General features: G+C 71.0%; 12 protein-coding genes and 2 pseudogenes. 6 read left to right on the top strand and 8 right to left on the bottom strand.

Annotation, left to right across the window (positions count from 1 at the left end; translation table 11 throughout):
* Window positions 1-21 precede the first annotated feature (21 nt).
* Window positions 22-930: a hypothetical protein gene (locus R1Z03_RS04260; protein ID WP_317357162.1), complete on the top strand. Its 909-nt coding sequence runs from the start codon at window positions 22-24 to the stop codon at window positions 928-930.
* Window positions 930-3,299 (top strand): ATP-dependent DNA helicase, encoded by a 2,370-nt coding sequence (locus R1Z03_RS04265; protein ID WP_317357164.1) that lies wholly within the window; start codon window positions 930-932, stop codon window positions 3,297-3,299. Before R1Z03_RS04260 ends, R1Z03_RS04265 begins: the two co-directional genes overlap by 1 nt.
* A gap of 81 nt (window positions 3,300-3,380) precedes the next feature.
* On the opposite strand, the gene R1Z03_RS04270 is transcribed toward R1Z03_RS04265, so the two are convergent.
* On the bottom strand, window positions 3,381-4,283 hold the full coding sequence (locus R1Z03_RS04270; RefSeq protein WP_317357167.1) for an oxidoreductase: 903 nt from the start codon (window positions 4,281-4,283) through the stop codon (window positions 3,381-3,383).
* 169 nt (window positions 4,284-4,452) lie between these two features.
* Here R1Z03_RS04270 and R1Z03_RS04275 point away from each other — a divergent pair, with 169 nt between their 5' ends.
* Window positions 4,453-5,517, top strand: a complete 1,065-nt coding sequence (locus R1Z03_RS04275) for a LysR family transcriptional regulator (protein WP_317357169.1) — start codon at window positions 4,453-4,455, stop codon at window positions 5,515-5,517.
* A gap of 181 nt (window positions 5,518-5,698) precedes the next feature.
* Here the strand turns inward: R1Z03_RS04275 and R1Z03_RS04280 are convergent.
* The 3 genes and pseudogenes from R1Z03_RS04280 to R1Z03_RS04290 form a co-directional block, all read right to left on the bottom strand.
* Window positions 5,699-5,882 (bottom strand): annotated as a pseudogene (locus R1Z03_RS04280) (IS30 family transposase); the annotation flags it as partial.
* Between the two features lie 117 nt (window positions 5,883-5,999).
* Window positions 6,000-6,128: pseudogene (locus tag R1Z03_RS04285) on the bottom strand (helix-turn-helix domain-containing protein); the annotation flags it as partial.
* A 931-nt stretch (window positions 6,129-7,059) separates the two neighbouring features.
* A complete protein-coding gene (locus tag R1Z03_RS04290; protein ID WP_317357171.1) occupies window positions 7,060-7,590 on the bottom strand; it encodes a GNAT family N-acetyltransferase in 531 nt (176 codons plus the stop codon).
* Window positions 7,591-7,809: 219 nt separating this feature from the next.
* Here R1Z03_RS04290 and R1Z03_RS04295 point away from each other — a divergent pair, with 219 nt between their 5' ends.
* Complete coding sequence (locus R1Z03_RS04295; protein WP_317357173.1) at window positions 7,810-8,934, top strand: hypothetical protein; 1,125 nt, start codon at window positions 7,810-7,812, stop codon at window positions 8,932-8,934.
* Between the two features lie 109 nt (window positions 8,935-9,043).
* Here R1Z03_RS04295 and R1Z03_RS04300 read toward each other — a convergent pair whose 3' ends face one another.
* Window positions 9,044-10,345: a Glu/Leu/Phe/Val dehydrogenase gene (locus R1Z03_RS04300; RefSeq protein WP_317357175.1), complete on the bottom strand. Its 1,302-nt coding sequence runs from the start codon at window positions 10,343-10,345 to the stop codon at window positions 9,044-9,046.
* Window positions 10,346-10,511: 166 nt separating this feature from the next.
* Window positions 10,512-11,438: a PPK2 family polyphosphate kinase gene (locus R1Z03_RS04305; RefSeq protein WP_317357177.1), complete on the bottom strand. Its 927-nt coding sequence runs from the start codon at window positions 11,436-11,438 to the stop codon at window positions 10,512-10,514.
* An 85-nt stretch (window positions 11,439-11,523) separates the two neighbouring features.
* On the opposite strand from R1Z03_RS04305, the gene R1Z03_RS04310 reads away from it, so the two are divergent.
* Complete coding sequence (locus R1Z03_RS04310) at window positions 11,524-12,342, top strand: fumarylacetoacetate hydrolase family protein (RefSeq protein ID WP_284430345.1); 819 nt, start codon at window positions 11,524-11,526, stop codon at window positions 12,340-12,342.
* A gap of 60 nt (window positions 12,343-12,402) precedes the next feature.
* Here R1Z03_RS04310 and R1Z03_RS04315 read toward each other — a convergent pair whose 3' ends face one another.
* Window positions 12,403-13,350 (bottom strand): LysR family transcriptional regulator, encoded by a 948-nt coding sequence (locus tag R1Z03_RS04315; RefSeq protein WP_317357181.1) that lies wholly within the window; start codon window positions 13,348-13,350, stop codon window positions 12,403-12,405.
* 117 nt (window positions 13,351-13,467) lie between these two features.
* Here R1Z03_RS04315 and R1Z03_RS04320 point away from each other — a divergent pair, with 117 nt between their 5' ends.
* Window positions 13,468-13,944 (top strand): PACE efflux transporter, encoded by a 477-nt coding sequence (locus R1Z03_RS04320; protein WP_317360236.1) that lies wholly within the window; start codon window positions 13,468-13,470, stop codon window positions 13,942-13,944.
* On the opposite strand, the gene R1Z03_RS04325 is transcribed toward R1Z03_RS04320, so the two are convergent.
* Entirely contained in the window at window positions 13,938-14,627 is a 690-nt protein-coding gene (locus R1Z03_RS04325) for a hypothetical protein (protein ID WP_317357183.1), read from the bottom strand. The genes R1Z03_RS04320 and R1Z03_RS04325 overlap by 7 nt on opposite strands.
* Between the last annotated feature and the right edge of the window lie 47 nt (window positions 14,628-14,674).

The raw sequence follows: 14,674 nt of genomic DNA on the forward strand, positions 1-14,674 counted from the left end.
GGGCCCCCACCGCCTCCCACCATGCCCGAGCCCACGCTCACCCGTTCCCACCGCACCCGCCTGATGCAGATCTGGCGTTCGGCCGGCTGGCCCTGCCAGGACGCGCTGGAGATCGACCTGCTGGCGGCGCGCATGGTCGCGCTGCACACCGCGCCCGAGGGCCACGCGGTGCTGCGCCTGACGGACGCGGGCATCCAGTGGCTGGCCGAGGCCCGCCAGCGCGGCCTGCGGGCCCTGAGCGCGCACGACCGGCTGGCCCAGCGCTTTGCCGAGCACCTGCTGGGCGCCGGCCGCATCGTCTGGCGCGAGCTGTCGCTGCGCGCCGCCATCGAGCCGGCGCCCCCGGAGGTGGCCCTGGCCTCCGAAGGGCCCGCCGCAGCGCCGTTGGCGGGTCGCGCCGCGGCACCGGGCCGGCTTTGGGCCGACGACGAGGCCGATGCGCCCCCGGCCCGCGCCGCCGCCCAGGTGTGGCGCATGGCGCGGCCCGATCTGTTCTCGGTGCGCAACACCACCGTGCCCGCCTACCTGCAGCCCATGGTGCACGAGGTGAAGGCCAGCCGCGCCGACCTGCTGTCCGACCTGCGGCACGGCGCCAAGCGACAGGCCTACCAGTGGCTGTGCGAGGAGTGCTACTACGTGTTCCCGGCCGGCGTGGCCGCGCCCGAGGAGATTCCCGAGCCGTTCGGCGTGTGGGTGCTGCACGGCGAGATCGACCACGGCCGGTTCGAGCTGCTGCGCCCCGCCCGCCACGCGGGCTGCAGCCTGCCGTTCGCCGTCTGGATGGCGCTGTGCAAGGCCACGCCGCTGCGCAGCGAGGGCGAGCCGGCGCAGGGGCTGCTGGGCGAGGGGCTCGCTGGCCTGGAGGATGCCGACCTTTCGCGGGAGGCGGCCCGGGGCCCGGCGCCGGACCCCTGCGAGGGCACGGCCTGATGTACACCGTGGCCGTGCGCGAGCTGTGCGAGTTCACGGCCAAGCAGGGCGATCTGGACCTGCGCTTCACCCCCGCGCCCACCGCGCTCGAAGGCATCGCCGGCCATGCCACCGTGGCCCAGCGGCGCATGGCGGGCCGGGGCGCGGGCGCCGGCCCGGGCTACGAGAGCGAGGTGGCGCTGGAAGGCCACTACCGCCACCTGCATGTGCGCGGCCGGGCCGACGGGTTCGATCCCGCCGCGGGCCGGCTGGACGAGGTCAAGACCTTCAAGGGCCGGCTGGACCGGCAGCCCGACTCGCACCGCGCGCTGCACTGGGCGCAGGCCAAGGTGTATGGGTGGCTGCTGTGCCAGGCGCGGCAGCTCGCGCGGATCGACGTGGCCCTGGTGTACTTCGACATCGGCAGCCAGCAGGAGACGGTGCTGGTCGAGCCCTGCACGGCCGACGCCCTGCGCGCCCACTTCGAGGCGCAGTGCGAGCGCTTTCTCGGCTGGGCCGAGCAGGAGGCGGCCCACCGCGCCACGCGCGATGCGGCGCTGCGCGCGGCGGTGTTTCCGTTCGGAGGCTTTCGCACCGGGCAGCGGCCCCTGGCCGAGGCCGTGTACCGCAGCGCCACCGCCGGGCGCTGCCTGCTGGCGCAGGCGCCCACCGGCATCGGCAAGACGGTGGGCACGCTGTTCCCGCTGCTCAAGGCGGCGCCGGGCGAGCGGCTGGACAAGGTGTTCTTTCTCACCGCCAAGACCTCGGGCCGGCAGGTGGCGCTGGATGCGCTGGCCCGCATCGCCGCGGCGCAGCCGGTGGCGGACCTGGCCGCTGCGCCGGGGGGCGATGGCGCACAGGCCCCGGCGCCTGCCGGCCGCCTGCCGCTGCGCGTGCTGGAGATGATCGCGCGCGACAAGGCCTGCGAGCACCCCGGGCAGGCCTGCCACGGCGAGTCGTGCCCGCTGGCCCGGGGTTTCTACGACCGCCTGCCGGCCGCGCGCGCGGCAGCGCTTTCGCCCACGGCGGGCGGCGGCGACCGGCCCCTGCTGGACCAGGCCCACGTGCGCGATGCCGCCCTGGCCCACGGCGTGTGCCCCTACTACCTGGGCCAGGAGCTCGCCCGGTGGGCCGACGTGGTCGTGGGCGACTACCACTACTACTTCGATGCCGGCGCGCTGCTGCACGGCCTGGCGCAGGCCAACCAGTGGCGCGTGGCGGTGCTGGTGGACGAGGCGCACAACCTCGTGGAGCGCGGCCGCCGCATGTACACGGCCGAGCTGCTGCCCGATTCGCTCTACCAGGCGCGGCATTCGGACACCGCCGCCCGCGTGCCGGCGGTGAAGAAGGCCCTGGACAAGGTGCGCCGTGCCTGGGTGGCGCTGGACAAGGCGCAGCCGGGGGCCTACACCGTGCACGAGGCCTTCCCCGCCGCGCTGCTGGCCGCGCTGCAGCAGTGCGGCAGCGCCCTGGCCGACCATTTCGCGGAGCACCCCGAGCAGATGGACCCGGCGCTGCAGGCCTTCTACCTGGAGCTGCTGCACACCCAGCGGCTGGCCGAGTGCCTGGACACGCATTCGATGGTGGACGTAACCCGCGCCCCCGGCGGCGCGCCCGGCAGCTCGGTGGTCTGCCTGCGCAACGTGGTGCCGGCACCGTTCCTGGCGCCGCGCTTCGCGGCGGCGCACACCAGCACGCTGTTTTCCGCCACGCTGCAGCCGGCGCGCTACTACGCCGACCTGCTCGGCCTGCCGGCCGGCCATGCCGGCGTGGACGTGGCCTCGCCCTTCCAGGCTGCCCAGCTGCGCGTGGCCGTGGCCCGCCACATCTCCACGCGCTACCCGGACCGGTCCGCCTCGCTCGTGCCGATCGCGGACCTGATGGCGCGGCAGTTCGCTGACCGACCGGGCAACTACCTGGCGTTCTTCAGCAGCTACGAATACCTGCAGCAGGTGGCCGAGGCGTTCGCGCGGCGCCACCCGCAGGTGCCGCACTGGCTGCAGTCGCGCCGCATGCAGGAGGCCGGGCAGCGCGAGTTCCTGGCGCGCTTCACCGAGGGCGGCGAGGGCATCGGCTTCGCCGTGCTGGGCGGCGCGTTCTCCGAGGGCATCGACCTGCCGGGCCGGCGCCTGATCGGCGCGTTCCTGTCCACGCTCGGGCTGCCGCAGATGAACCCGGTGAACGAGCAGATCCGCCAGCGCATGCACGCCCTCTTCGGCGCGGGCTACGACTACACCTACCTCTACCCGGGTTTGCAGAAGGTGGTGCAGGCGGCCGGCCGCGTGATCCGCTCGCCCAGCGACGAGGGCGTGGTGCACCTCATCGACGACCGCTTCGCGCGGGCCGAGGTGCAGCGGCTGCTGCCGGCCTGGTGGGCTGTGGAGGGTTAAGCCTCAAATCGGCCTCCAGCACAGATTCTTCTAGGGCGTATTGCTATTCAATTTGTAGCAAATGATGCCGCGCCGCCGGGGTCATGCGGCCGCGTTCGCCGGGAAGTCCGTGGATGCGGCCAGCGCGCGCCACTGGGCGGTTTCGGCCTGCACGAACGCGTGCTTGTCGGCAATGGCCTGCAGGGTGTCGGTGCCCAGCGGCAGTCGCAGGGGCGGCGCGGGGCTGTCCACCAGTTGCAGGATGGCCTGGGCCAGGCGCACGGGGTCGCCGGGCTGGTTCCGATGGATGCGGCGGGCCGCCTCGCGCACGGCGCCGGCGCTGGCGGCGTAGTCCTGCACGACGAGGGGCGAGACCACCAGCGACGCCGTGTCGAGGAATTCGGTGCGAAAGTAGCCCGGCTCCACCACCGTGGCGTGGATGCCCAGCGGTGCCAGCTCGGCATGCAGGGCTTCGGTCAGGCCCTCGACCGCGAACTTGGTCGAGCAATACACGCCGAAACCCGCACTCGATTGCACCCCGCCCAGCGACGAGATGTTGATCACGTGGCCGGCGCGTTGCGCGCGCAGGGTCGGCAGCACGGCACGGGTCACGTTCAGCAGGCCGAACACGTTGGTGTCGTAGAGGCTGCGCACCTCGTCGGCGGTGGCCTCTTCCACCGCGCCCAGCAGGCCGTAGCCCGCGTTGTTGACCAGCACGTCGATCCGGCCGAAGCGTTCCAGCGCGGCGCCCACCGCCTGGCGGGCCTGTGCCTCGTCGGTCACGTCCAGGGACACGGCCAGCAGTGCGTCGTGGGTGCCCAGCCGCTGGGTGACGGACTGCGCGCTGCGCGAGGTGGCCACCACGGCATCGCCCCGGGCCAGCGCGGCCTCTGCGATGCGGGCACCGATGCCGCGCGAGGCGCCGGTGATCAGCCAGACGCGGGGATGGGAAGACGACGAAGCGGAGGCAGAGGCGGAAGTGGCAATGGAAGCGGTGGCGGTCATGGAAAGGTCCTCGGGTTTCTATTGGCGGTCTGCTCGGTCTGGCAGGCCGGTCGATCCGGCTGCCGTGGGTGGGACTTTAGGCACACCATTGCCATTGCACTAGCCCATAATCCCTCGATTCATACGCAAGCAATACTTGTCAATCGACGGTCAATCAAGGGGGAATGCCATGGCCATCAACGAACTGCGGGCCATCGCCACCTTCGCGAAAGCCGCCGAACTCGGCAGCCTGCGCCAGGCCGCCTCGGCACAGGGCGTCACGCCGCAGGCGGCCAGCCTGGCGCTGGCGCAGCTGGAGGCGCACCTGGGCGTGCGGCTGTTCCACCGCACCACGCGCAGCCTCAGCCTGACGGAGGAGGGCCGCCGGTTTCTCGATGCCGCGCAGCCCGGGCTGGCCACCCTGCAGCGGGCGGTGCACGGCGCGCGGCGCGGGCGTGAGGAGATCGCCGGGCCGCTGCGCATCACCGCGCCGCGGTCGATGATGCTGGAGGTCATCTGGCCCGTGGTGGACGCGTTCTGCCGCCGCTATCCGCAGGTGGAGCCCGATGTGCAGCTGGACGACCGCATCGGCAACTGGGTGGAGGACCGGGTGGACGTGGGCTTTCGCTCCGGCTACCCGCCCGAGGGCGGGGTGGTCGCGCGGCGCCTGATGGCGCTGCAGCTGGTGGTGTGCGCCACGCCGGAGTACCTGGCGCGCCATGGCGTGCCGTTGCGCATCGAAGACCTGGCCGGGCACCGCTGCAGCGGTTTTCGCCACCCCGCCACGGGCAAGCCCATGCCGTGGGAGTTCCGCGTGGGCGAAGAGATCGTGGCCCATGCCGTCGCGCCGGCGTTCTGCGTCAACGACATCGAGCTGGAGGCGCGCGCCGTGCTGGGCGGCCACGCGATCGGACAGCTGGTGGGCACCACCGCCGCGCCGCTGGTGCGCAGCGGCCGGCTGGTGCCGGTGCTGACCGATGTGGTCGCGCACCACCTGGGCCTGTACGTCTACTACGGCAGCCGTGCGGCCCAGCCGGCGCGGGTGCGCGCCTTCATCGACCTGGCGGTGGACATGCTGGCGGACAACCCGGCGTTCGGCCTGAGCCCGCAGGAGCTGGCGGGGGCCAGCGCGGCGCACGCGAAGGTGCTGAAGAAAAGCCGGAAAGCCGCAGTCGCCACTGCCACTGCCACTGCAGCCGCCGCCCCGGCATCGGCGCCGACCCGCTCGGAACAACGCCCTACAGAAACGACTTAACTGGCGCGTGTCTTCGCGCTTGGAGCTCCACCCGTAGAAGCTTCAAGGGGCGGTCTCAAACCTGAAGTGCAACACCTCGATTGAGATGGATTTGCCGTCTCAGTGAATGGTAGCGTCCTGCTGCTGAGCAATGCCTGCATGAACTGCTGGAGCGCCTGATAGGGAGAGCGCCACTCCAGGGTCTGGCGAGGACGGTTGTTCATGAGGTCGGCAATGGAGTCGAGCGCAGCCTGATCGTGGATGCCCAGGTCAGTGCCCTTGGGCAGGAACTGGCGCAAAAGCCCGTTGGTGTTCTCGCAGCTGCCGCGCTGCCATGGGCTGTGTGGATCGCAGAAGTACACGCGCACGCCTGTGGCCTGCGCGAGCAGGCGACTGTGCGGGTGCAGCTTGGGGGCAGGACGCGCTGCATCGCGGCGAGCTTGGCAGGCAGCCTGGGCGGACCGCAAGGCATAGCCGTCGCCAGGGGTGCTGTTGCGTACCAGCTCACGGTACACGGTGCCGGGGCTGCGCCCGAGCAGGCGAGCGATGAATCGCCCGCTCCATCCTTGCTGGACCAGCGAGGCCAGCGTCAGGCGTTCTTCGGGCTGCAGGTGCGTGTATCGCGAAGTCATCTGTGCAAGTTACCTGAGGTTCAGGTGTTGCACTTCGGGTTTAGACCGCCAATCGGTATTTAAATTGTGATTGCTTATTACATTCCGTCACGTGAGTTTTGCTCTGTACATTCAAACGCTTTTGTTGCAAAGGAGATTGAGAATGCGTTTGAAAAGTGTGGTGTTGTCTGGTTTGGTGTGTGTGAGCGCTTTCGTCGGAGCTAATAGCGCATACGCGGCCGGTTATTTTGGAGCAACGAGCAAAACTTCATATGACGGATGGGCTTGCGACCCAGCAACTCCCGGTTATGCAGGATGGATCCACTTATGGCGAGATGATGGTAAATTTTTAGGCGCACTACCATCTGGAATACAACGTGAAACTGCCGTACAGTCAATCTGTGGCGATAGTGGGCTTCACGGGTTTGCGGGGGAAATATCGTTTCCTTCGGAATACCTCGACAATCGGACACACACTGTTCGCGCATACTTCATTCGTGATGACGGGACTAATTTCGAGTTGCAAAACTCAGTGAGTGTGACTTTTGATGGCGGCCCTGTCGCCCCTCCGCCTCCGCCGCAACCAGTAACTCAAAGTGGGTGCAGCGAAACGGGGAGCCCCCCTTCAACTGGATGGGTAGTTACAGGACATAGCAAGGGGGGATGCCCCGGCAGTCAACTCTATTTCAGTTGGACCTATATCGCCGATTTGCCAATTGGAAGTGAGGTGGCAATTTGTTACACGACATTCTCCATTCCTTCCAATTGGCGAATCTCTAGCCAGCCTGATTCCACAGCCAATAGTAAGTGCTATTACAGCACCGGTTTTGGACAGAGTCCGGACCGATACCAGATCATTAAAAGAATTTCTTAACTAAATCCCTGTCCAGTGAGATTTGATCCATAGCCAGGATTCAAAGTGGGCCGTCGGTTTTTACTATCACGAGTTGAGTCAGGTCGTGCGCAGTCGGCACGCCATCAGGCTTTCGTCGTGGTACCGGCCATCGACGCACAGGTAATCGCGCTCGACGCCATACGCCACGAAACCCGCGTCCTGGTAAAGCGCTACGGCCGCCGCATTTGATGCGGTGACGCCGAGGTTGACCTGGCGAACGCCCAGCGGCGCGGCGGCGTATTGCAGGGCGAAGCGCAGCAGGCGCCGGCCCACGGCCTGCCGGCGCGCCTCGGGCGCGACATACATGCCCCACAGGAACGCCTTGTGCGACAACTGGCGCATGTCTTCGCGCTTGATGCCCACGGTGGCGACGAGCGTGCCGCCGTCGAAGGCGCCCAGCACGGCCCGGCCGGGCTGGGGCTGCAGGCGGCGTTCGAAGTCGGCTAGGGGCGTGGCGGCCTCTTCCTCGTAGCTGGACGAAAACGCCTGCGGGCATTCGCGCAGCCCGCGCAGCCGCAGGGCGGCGAACGGCGCGGCGTCGTCGGGGGTGAGGGGGCGCAACTGCAGGTCGTCGAGGTCGGGGGGCATGGAGGGCATGGGTCAAGCGGGGCGGCCGAGAAGGGCCGGGGGGCCGGGCCGTCGCGGCGGCTTCCGGGGGCGGGTGAACGATCCGGTGCGGGGATGCGTTCCGTTATACCAACCTGCACGGCGAAGGCGGGTTGGCGAACCGCCAGAATCGGTGCACAGTTCCGCGAACGCACCGCCCCACCGCCGGCCGAACCCCCACCCCTCACCCCGCTCCACGCCATGTCCGCCTCCATCGATCCGCCCCGCGCGCCGCTCGCCCCGGTGGCGCGCGTGCTGGCCGAAGCGGCGCTGCAGCGGCAGAACACCCTGCTCGGCGTCGATGCCTCGGGGGTGCCCGCGGCGGGCGGTGCCGATGGCGGCACCCCGGTGCCCGGCGCGTTGCCCCTGCCCCCCACGGCGCAGCGCCCGCCCCTGCCCGCGCCGGCCGACCGCGTCAGCATTTCTCCGCAGGCCCGCCAGAGCCTGGAGGGCGCGGCGACCGGGCCGGCGGGCGCGGCATCCGCCGCCCGTGTGGCCGTCCCGGGGCCGGGCGCTCCCGCCACGGCAGCGCCCGCCGCTGGGCTTTCCGGTGCCGCACCGGCACCGGGCGCGGCCGCCGTGCAGGGCCTGCCCTGGCCCACCAGCGGCGTCGGCGCCCCGTTGCGCCAGATGCTCGGCGCGCTGCTGCAGCAACTCACGGCACCCACGGGGCGGCCCCAGCAGGTGGCCGTGGCGCAGCCGTGGCCCGCGGCCCTGGCGCAGGGTGCGGCGGACGATCTGCCGCCCCTGCAGACCTGGCTGGCGCGCCAGGGCGTGGTGGAAACGGCCGATGGCCCGCGCGGCTACGCCCTCACGCTGCGGGTGCCAGCGGCATGGCTGCAGCAGCAGCCGTCGGTGGGCGCGGCAGGGGGGTCGCCCGCGTCGGCGGGTGCCGGCCCGGCGGTGCCCGGCGAAGCCTCGCCGCCGCTCGTCTTCGCGGGCCGCCCGCAGGCGCTGCAGTCGGGGCTGTTCGCGCTGGTGCTGCAGTCGGGCGAGGGCGCGGCGGCCAGCCGCACCAGCGCCCTGCTGGCCCTGGACCTGGCGCCGCACGCCCAGGCGGCGGCCGTGGTGTACGGGCGGGACATGCTGGCCCTGCAGCGCTCCGATCCCTGGCTGCAGATGGCCGCGCTGCAGGCCAGCGGCTGGCGCCCGGAGGACGACGAGGCCGGGCGCAGCGGGCAGGGCGAGGCGTGCGACACGGCGGGCTGCCCCTACGCGGGCCGGGCGCCCTGCGTGCAGCCGTTTTGCGTGGCGCTGCGGGTGTTCGAGGCCGGCGCGGCGCGGCCGGCGGGCGATGCGCCGCAGGGCTCCGGCCCGCCGCCCTGACGGCGTACGGGCATAAAAAAACCGCCAGGCCCGGTGGGGCGCTGGCGGTCCATTCCAGGGAAGGGCGCCGGCCGGGTAGGCCGGCGGACCCTCCTCGGGCCAAGGCGGATCAGGGGTACAGACCGCGCATTTCGCGGGCGTGCAGGATGCGCTGGCACGCCACGATGAAGGTGGCCGTGCGCAGGCTCACCTTGTGTTCCTGCGCCACGTGCCAGATGCCGGCGAAGGCCTCCTGCATGATGCGCACGAGGCGGGCGTTGATCTCGTCTTCGCTCCAGAAGAAGCTGGAGAAATCCTGCACCCATTCGAAGTAGCTCACCGTCACGCCGCCGGCGTTGGCGATCACGTCGGGCAGCACCAGCACGCCCTTGTCGTGCAGGATGTCGTCGGCCTCGGTGGTCGTGGGGCCGTTGGCGCCCTCGATCACGAGCTTGGCCTTGATCTGGCCGGCGTTGTGCTTGGTGATCTGGCCTTCCAGCGCGGCGGGGATGAGGATCTCGCAGTCCACGCCCCAGAAGTCTTCCTTGGCGATCGCATCGGCGCCGCCGAAGCCGCCCACGCCGCCCGTCTTCTTGACGTGCTCCAGCAGGGCGGGCACGTCCAGGCCGCCCTGCTGGAAGATGGTGCCGGTGTGGTCCTGCACGGCCACCACCTTGGCGCCCGCTTCGGCGAACAGCTTGCCGGCGATGCCGCCCACGTTGCCGAAGCCCTGCACCGCGATGCGTGCGCCTTCCAGCGGCAGGCCCGTCAGCTTGGCGGCTTCCACGCCCACGGTGAACACGCCGCGGCCGGTGGCCTCGACGCGCCCGAGCGAGCCGCCCAGGTCCACCGGCTTGCCGGTGACCACGCCCGTGGCGGTGGCGCCGGTGTTCATGGAGTACGTGTCCATCATCCAGGCCATGACCTGGCCGTTGGTGTTCACGTCAGGGGCGGGGATGTCCTTGGAAGGGCCGATGAGCAGGCCGATCTCGCTGGTGTAGCGGCGCGTCAGGCGCTCCAGCTCGCCGCGCGACAGCTTCTTGGGATCGACGCGGATGCCGCCCTTGGCACCGCCGTAGGGCACGTTCACGGCCGCGTTCTTGACCGACATCCAGGCCGACAGGGCCATCACTTCGGACAGCGTGACGTCCTGGTGGAAGCGCACGCCGCCCTTGCCGGGACCGCGGCTCAGGTTGTGCTGCACGCGGTAGCCCTCGAAGTGGGCGATGGTGCCGTTGTCCAGCTCGATCGGCACGTCCACGATCAGGATGCGCTTGGGGCGCTTGAGCGTTTCCACCCAGCGCGCCAGGTTGCCCAGGTAGGGCGTGACGCGGTCCACCTGCTGCAGGTAGTTGCCCCACGGGCCGAGGTCGTCGGCCTGGAGGTAGGAGGGCAGTTCGTGCTGGGTGCGGGTGCCGTTGGTGTTCGACATGAGGGGGTTTCCTTGAAGGAGGGATCAGTTCAGACGACGGAGCTTATGCCTGCCCCCGGCAACTGTCCAAGGCCGGAGTGTTACAGGTTTATGCGCCGAATGCATAACCTGGGCAACGGGTCGCAACGCCGTTTTTCAAGGGCCGGCCGACGGGCGGTCGCGCGGCTCATTCCACCTGGATGCCCGCCAGCGCGGGATCGCCTTCGGGGTAGCGCAGGCCGAGCCGGCCCAGCACCTCGCGCAGCACGGTGGCGATCATGAGGTTGCGGTGGGTCTTGGAGTCGGCGGGCACGATGGTCCAGGGCGCCCACGGCGTGTGCGTGGCGGCCAGCAGGGTGGCGTAGGCGCGCTGGTAGTCGTCCCACTGCTTGCGCGCGGCGATGTCGCCCAGGTCGAATTTCCAGTGCTTGGCCGGGTCGTCCAGGCGCTCCTGCAGGCGCTTGCGCTGCTCGTCCCGGCTGATGTGCAGCATGAACTTCACCACCACGGTGCCGGTTTCGGTCAGCAGGCGTTCGAAGTCGTTGATGTGCGCCAGCCGCTGGCGGTGCTGCTCGGGCGTGATCCAGCCGTTCACCACGGGCACCAGCACGTCTTCGTAGTGGCTGCGGTTGAACACGGTCAGCTCGCCCGCGCCGGGCACCTGCTGGTGGATGCGCCAGAGGTAGTCGTGGGCGCGCTCGGTGTCGGTGGGCGCCTTCCAGCCCACGGCGTGCACGCCCAGCGCGCTCATGCGGCCGAACACCCCGCGCACCGTGCCGTCCTTGCCGGAGGTGTCGGTGCCTTGCAGGATCACCAGGAGCTTGTAGCGCTTGTCGGCGTACAGCAGGTCCTGCAGGGTGTCCAGTTCGAGGGCCAGGGCCTCGACGCGCGCCTTGTCACTGGCCTTGTCGCCCTGGGAGAAGGGCTTGGCCGCGGGGTCGAAGCGGGCCAGGTCCAGGGCGGGCGGGGGGCCGTCTTTCGCCGCTGCCTTGGCCTCGGCCTTGGCGGCCTTGCCGGCCGGCTCCGCGTGGGCCGGCCCGGGCTGCCATGGCGCCAGGCGCCGGGCGATCTCGTCGGGGGTCAGGGGAGCGGGGGCGGGGGCTTTGGCGGCCATGGCGGGTCCTGGTGGGGTGGGAAAGTCCGTAGTGTCGCGCGGGCCGCACAATCATCGCCCGAGCCCTGAACGAGAAAGCCCTTCCATGTCCGTCGATCCCGCCGTGAATTCCGCCGATTCCTCCCCTCCGGTTGCCGGGGTTGCCGCGGTCGCCCAGGCCCTGCTGCAGGCCCGCGCCACCGCCGTGCCTGCCGACGCGCAGCCGCTGGCGGCGGCCCTGCCGGACGCCGATGCCGCCTATGCCGTGCAGGGCGCCGTGGCGCAGGCGCTGGGCTGGTGGTCCACCGGCGTGCCCCGGTACTGGAAGTCCGGCGGCGCGGACCGGGCGACCGTGCTCACCCACGCCCCGCTGCCCGAAGCGGGCGTGTGGGCCCATCCGGCCCAGGCGCAGGCCTGGCCGTTCGCGCTGCGCGGCATCGAGGCCGAGATCGCCCTGCGGCTGGGCCAGGCGGTGGATGCCGCGACTGCGGCCCGGCTGGCCGACGGCGAGGGCGCGCACCTGGTCGACGCGATGGCCGTGTCGATCGAGATCGTGGAAACGCGCTGGGCCCAGGACGGCGCGGTGGCCGGCCTGCTCACGCTGGCCGACCAGCAGTCACACGGCGCGCTGGTGCTGGGCGACTGGGTGCCTTTCGACGCCGGTGCGCCGCCCGACTGGGCGCAGCAGCGCTGCACGGTGCGCATCACGGGCCAGGACGCGGTGGAGCGCCAGGGCACGCATTCGCTGGGCGATCCCGCCTGGCTGCTGGCCGCGTGGCTGCGCCATGCCACGCAGCACTTCGGCACCCTGCCGGCCGGCACGGTGGTCACCACCGGCAACTGGGCCGGTCGGCTGAACGCCCGCCTGGGCGATGCGGTGGAGGTGGCGTTCGACGGCATCGGCACCGCGAGCGTGCAGCTGTAGCCGGTACCTCGGAGTGTTGTGCTATTAAATAAATAGCAATATGCCCTAGTGGAATATGCGCTAGGGCCGGTTTTGGCTCAAAGGCCGCGCGGCCTGCCCGTCGATCAGTTCCACGAAGCGCCGCGCGCCCAGGCCCAGCGGGCGCTCCTTGGACCACACCACGTCCACCCACAGCGCGACGCCGTTGCTCAGGTTCTCGAACGGCATCTCCACCAGCGAGCCCGCCGCGATGCGCGGCTGCACCAGCGCGCGCGGCTGCCAGCCCCAGCCCAGGCCCGCCTCGATCAGGCCCAGCGCGGCCAGGTGGTTGTCGGTGCGCCAGTGGTGGCGCGCGAACACGAAGCGTGGATCGGTCTGCGCCAGATCGCGGCTGGCCACGACGATCTGGCGCGTGGTGGTCAGGTGCTCCTCGCGCAGCAGGGCGGCGGCGGGGGGCTCGCCGCGCTCCGCGGCCGCGGCCTGCGCGGCGGCCAGCACGGGGTGGCCCGGCGCCATCACGGCGACCAGGGTTTCGCTGCCCACCTCCTGAAAGCCCTCGCGCCCGTCCATGCTGGGCCGCTCGAACACCAGCGCCAGCTGCGCGCGCCCGGCGTGCAGCAGCGCCAGCGCATCGGCCTGCGGCGCGGCCAGCACCTCGACCTGCAGCAGCGGGTGCTCCTCGGCCAGGGCCGCCAGCGGGCTGCGCCAGTGGGCGGCCAGCAGCTCGGGCGCGATGGCCAGGGTCAGGCGCTCCTCCAGCCCCTGGGTGAGCGCCAGCGCCTGCGCATTCAACTGCTTGAGCTGCGCCGCCAGCAGCCGCGCCTGGGGCTCCAGCGCGCGGGCCGCGGCGGTGGGGCGGGGCTCGCGGCCGGTGCGGTCGAACAGCGGCACGGCCAGCTCGGCTTCAAGGTGGGCGATGGTCATGCTCACGGCCGAGGGCACGCGCGACAGCGCCCGCGCCGCGGCCGAGAACGAGCCCTGGTCCAGCACGGCCAGAAACACCTGCACGCTGTCGGAAGAGAACGCCATGGGGCCGGAGTATCTATCAATAAAACTGAAACAAGCTGACTTTATGTATCAGCCTGGCACACATACAGTGGCCCCATGTCCACGCACACCGCCCCCGCTACCCACCGCCCCACCGGCCTGCAAGGCCTGCCGCGCCGCGTTCTCTACGTCACCCTGTACGAGCTGATCGCCATCGTGGCCGCCACGGCGGCGCTGGCTTGGCTCACGGGGCAGGGGCCGGGGCATTCGGGCGTGGTCGCCGTGGCGGCCTCGGCCATCGCGGTGGTGTGGAACCTCGTGTTCAACTGGGCGTTCGAGCGCTGGGAGGCGCGCCAGCCGGTGCGCGGGCGCAGCACGGCGCGCCGCATCGCCCATGCCATCGGGTTCGAGGGCGGCCTGGTCTTCACCCTGGTGCCGCTGTTCGCCTGGTGGTTCAAGGTCAGCCTGTGGCAGGCCTTCGTGATGGACCTGGGGCTGATCGCCTTCTTTCTTTGCTACACCTTCGTCTTCAACTGGGGCTTCGACCGCATCTTCGGCCTGCCGGCATCGGCCCAGGCGGGACCGTCCGGCGTTCAGGCCACCACGAAGGCCACCCCCCAGACCGTGGCTCAGTAAGGCAGCGCGAAGCCGTTGCGCCCGGCGTTGATGCGCGTGGCCGTGGGGGTGCCGTTCACCTCCTGCGCGGTGAGCGACACGCTGGCGCCCGGCACCAGCAGGCTGCGGTCGCCGCCGCGGAAGGTCACCACCGGCGCGCCGGGCGGCACGATGACGGTCTTCTCGCCACCCTGGTAGGTGAGCTTCAGCGTGCGGCCCTTGGCGGCCCCGCCGGCGGCATCGGACACGCCTGCCACGTCGGCCACGGTGGCGTTGGTCATGGTGCTCTGGGGCTGCAGGTCGAACGGGCGGTGGCCCTCGCCGGCCCCGCGCGCGGATTCGGGGAACACCGTGACGGCGATGGCGCGCTGGGTGCCGTCCGCCTGGGGCAGCGCGGCCGTGCCGATGAAGCTGCCCGGCTGGATGTCCGCCAGTGCGATCGGATAGACCTCCTGCACCACCAGCGTGGGCGAAAGCGCCAGCGTGACCGTCTGCCCGCCGCGTTCCTTGACGGTGAGCGACGTGGGCGTGGCGGCTTCGATGGTGCCGCGCAGGCGCACGGTCTGGGCGGGGGCAGCGGCGGGGGATACCGCCGTGGGCGCTGCGGCCGGGGCCGTCTGGGCCGTGGCCGCGCCGGCGCCCAGGATCAGGGTGGCCGCCACGAAGAGCGGGGACAGGCGTGCAGGGGCGGGAAGGGGCTTCATGGCGTGGCGCGGCGGCGTGCAGTGAAAGAGGCTGCCCATGATGCCCG

Source organism: Acidovorax sp. BLS4 (genome assembly GCF_032929295.1).
In the GTDB taxonomy this organism is placed as follows: Bacteria; Pseudomonadota; Gammaproteobacteria; order Burkholderiales; family Burkholderiaceae_C; genus Paracidovorax.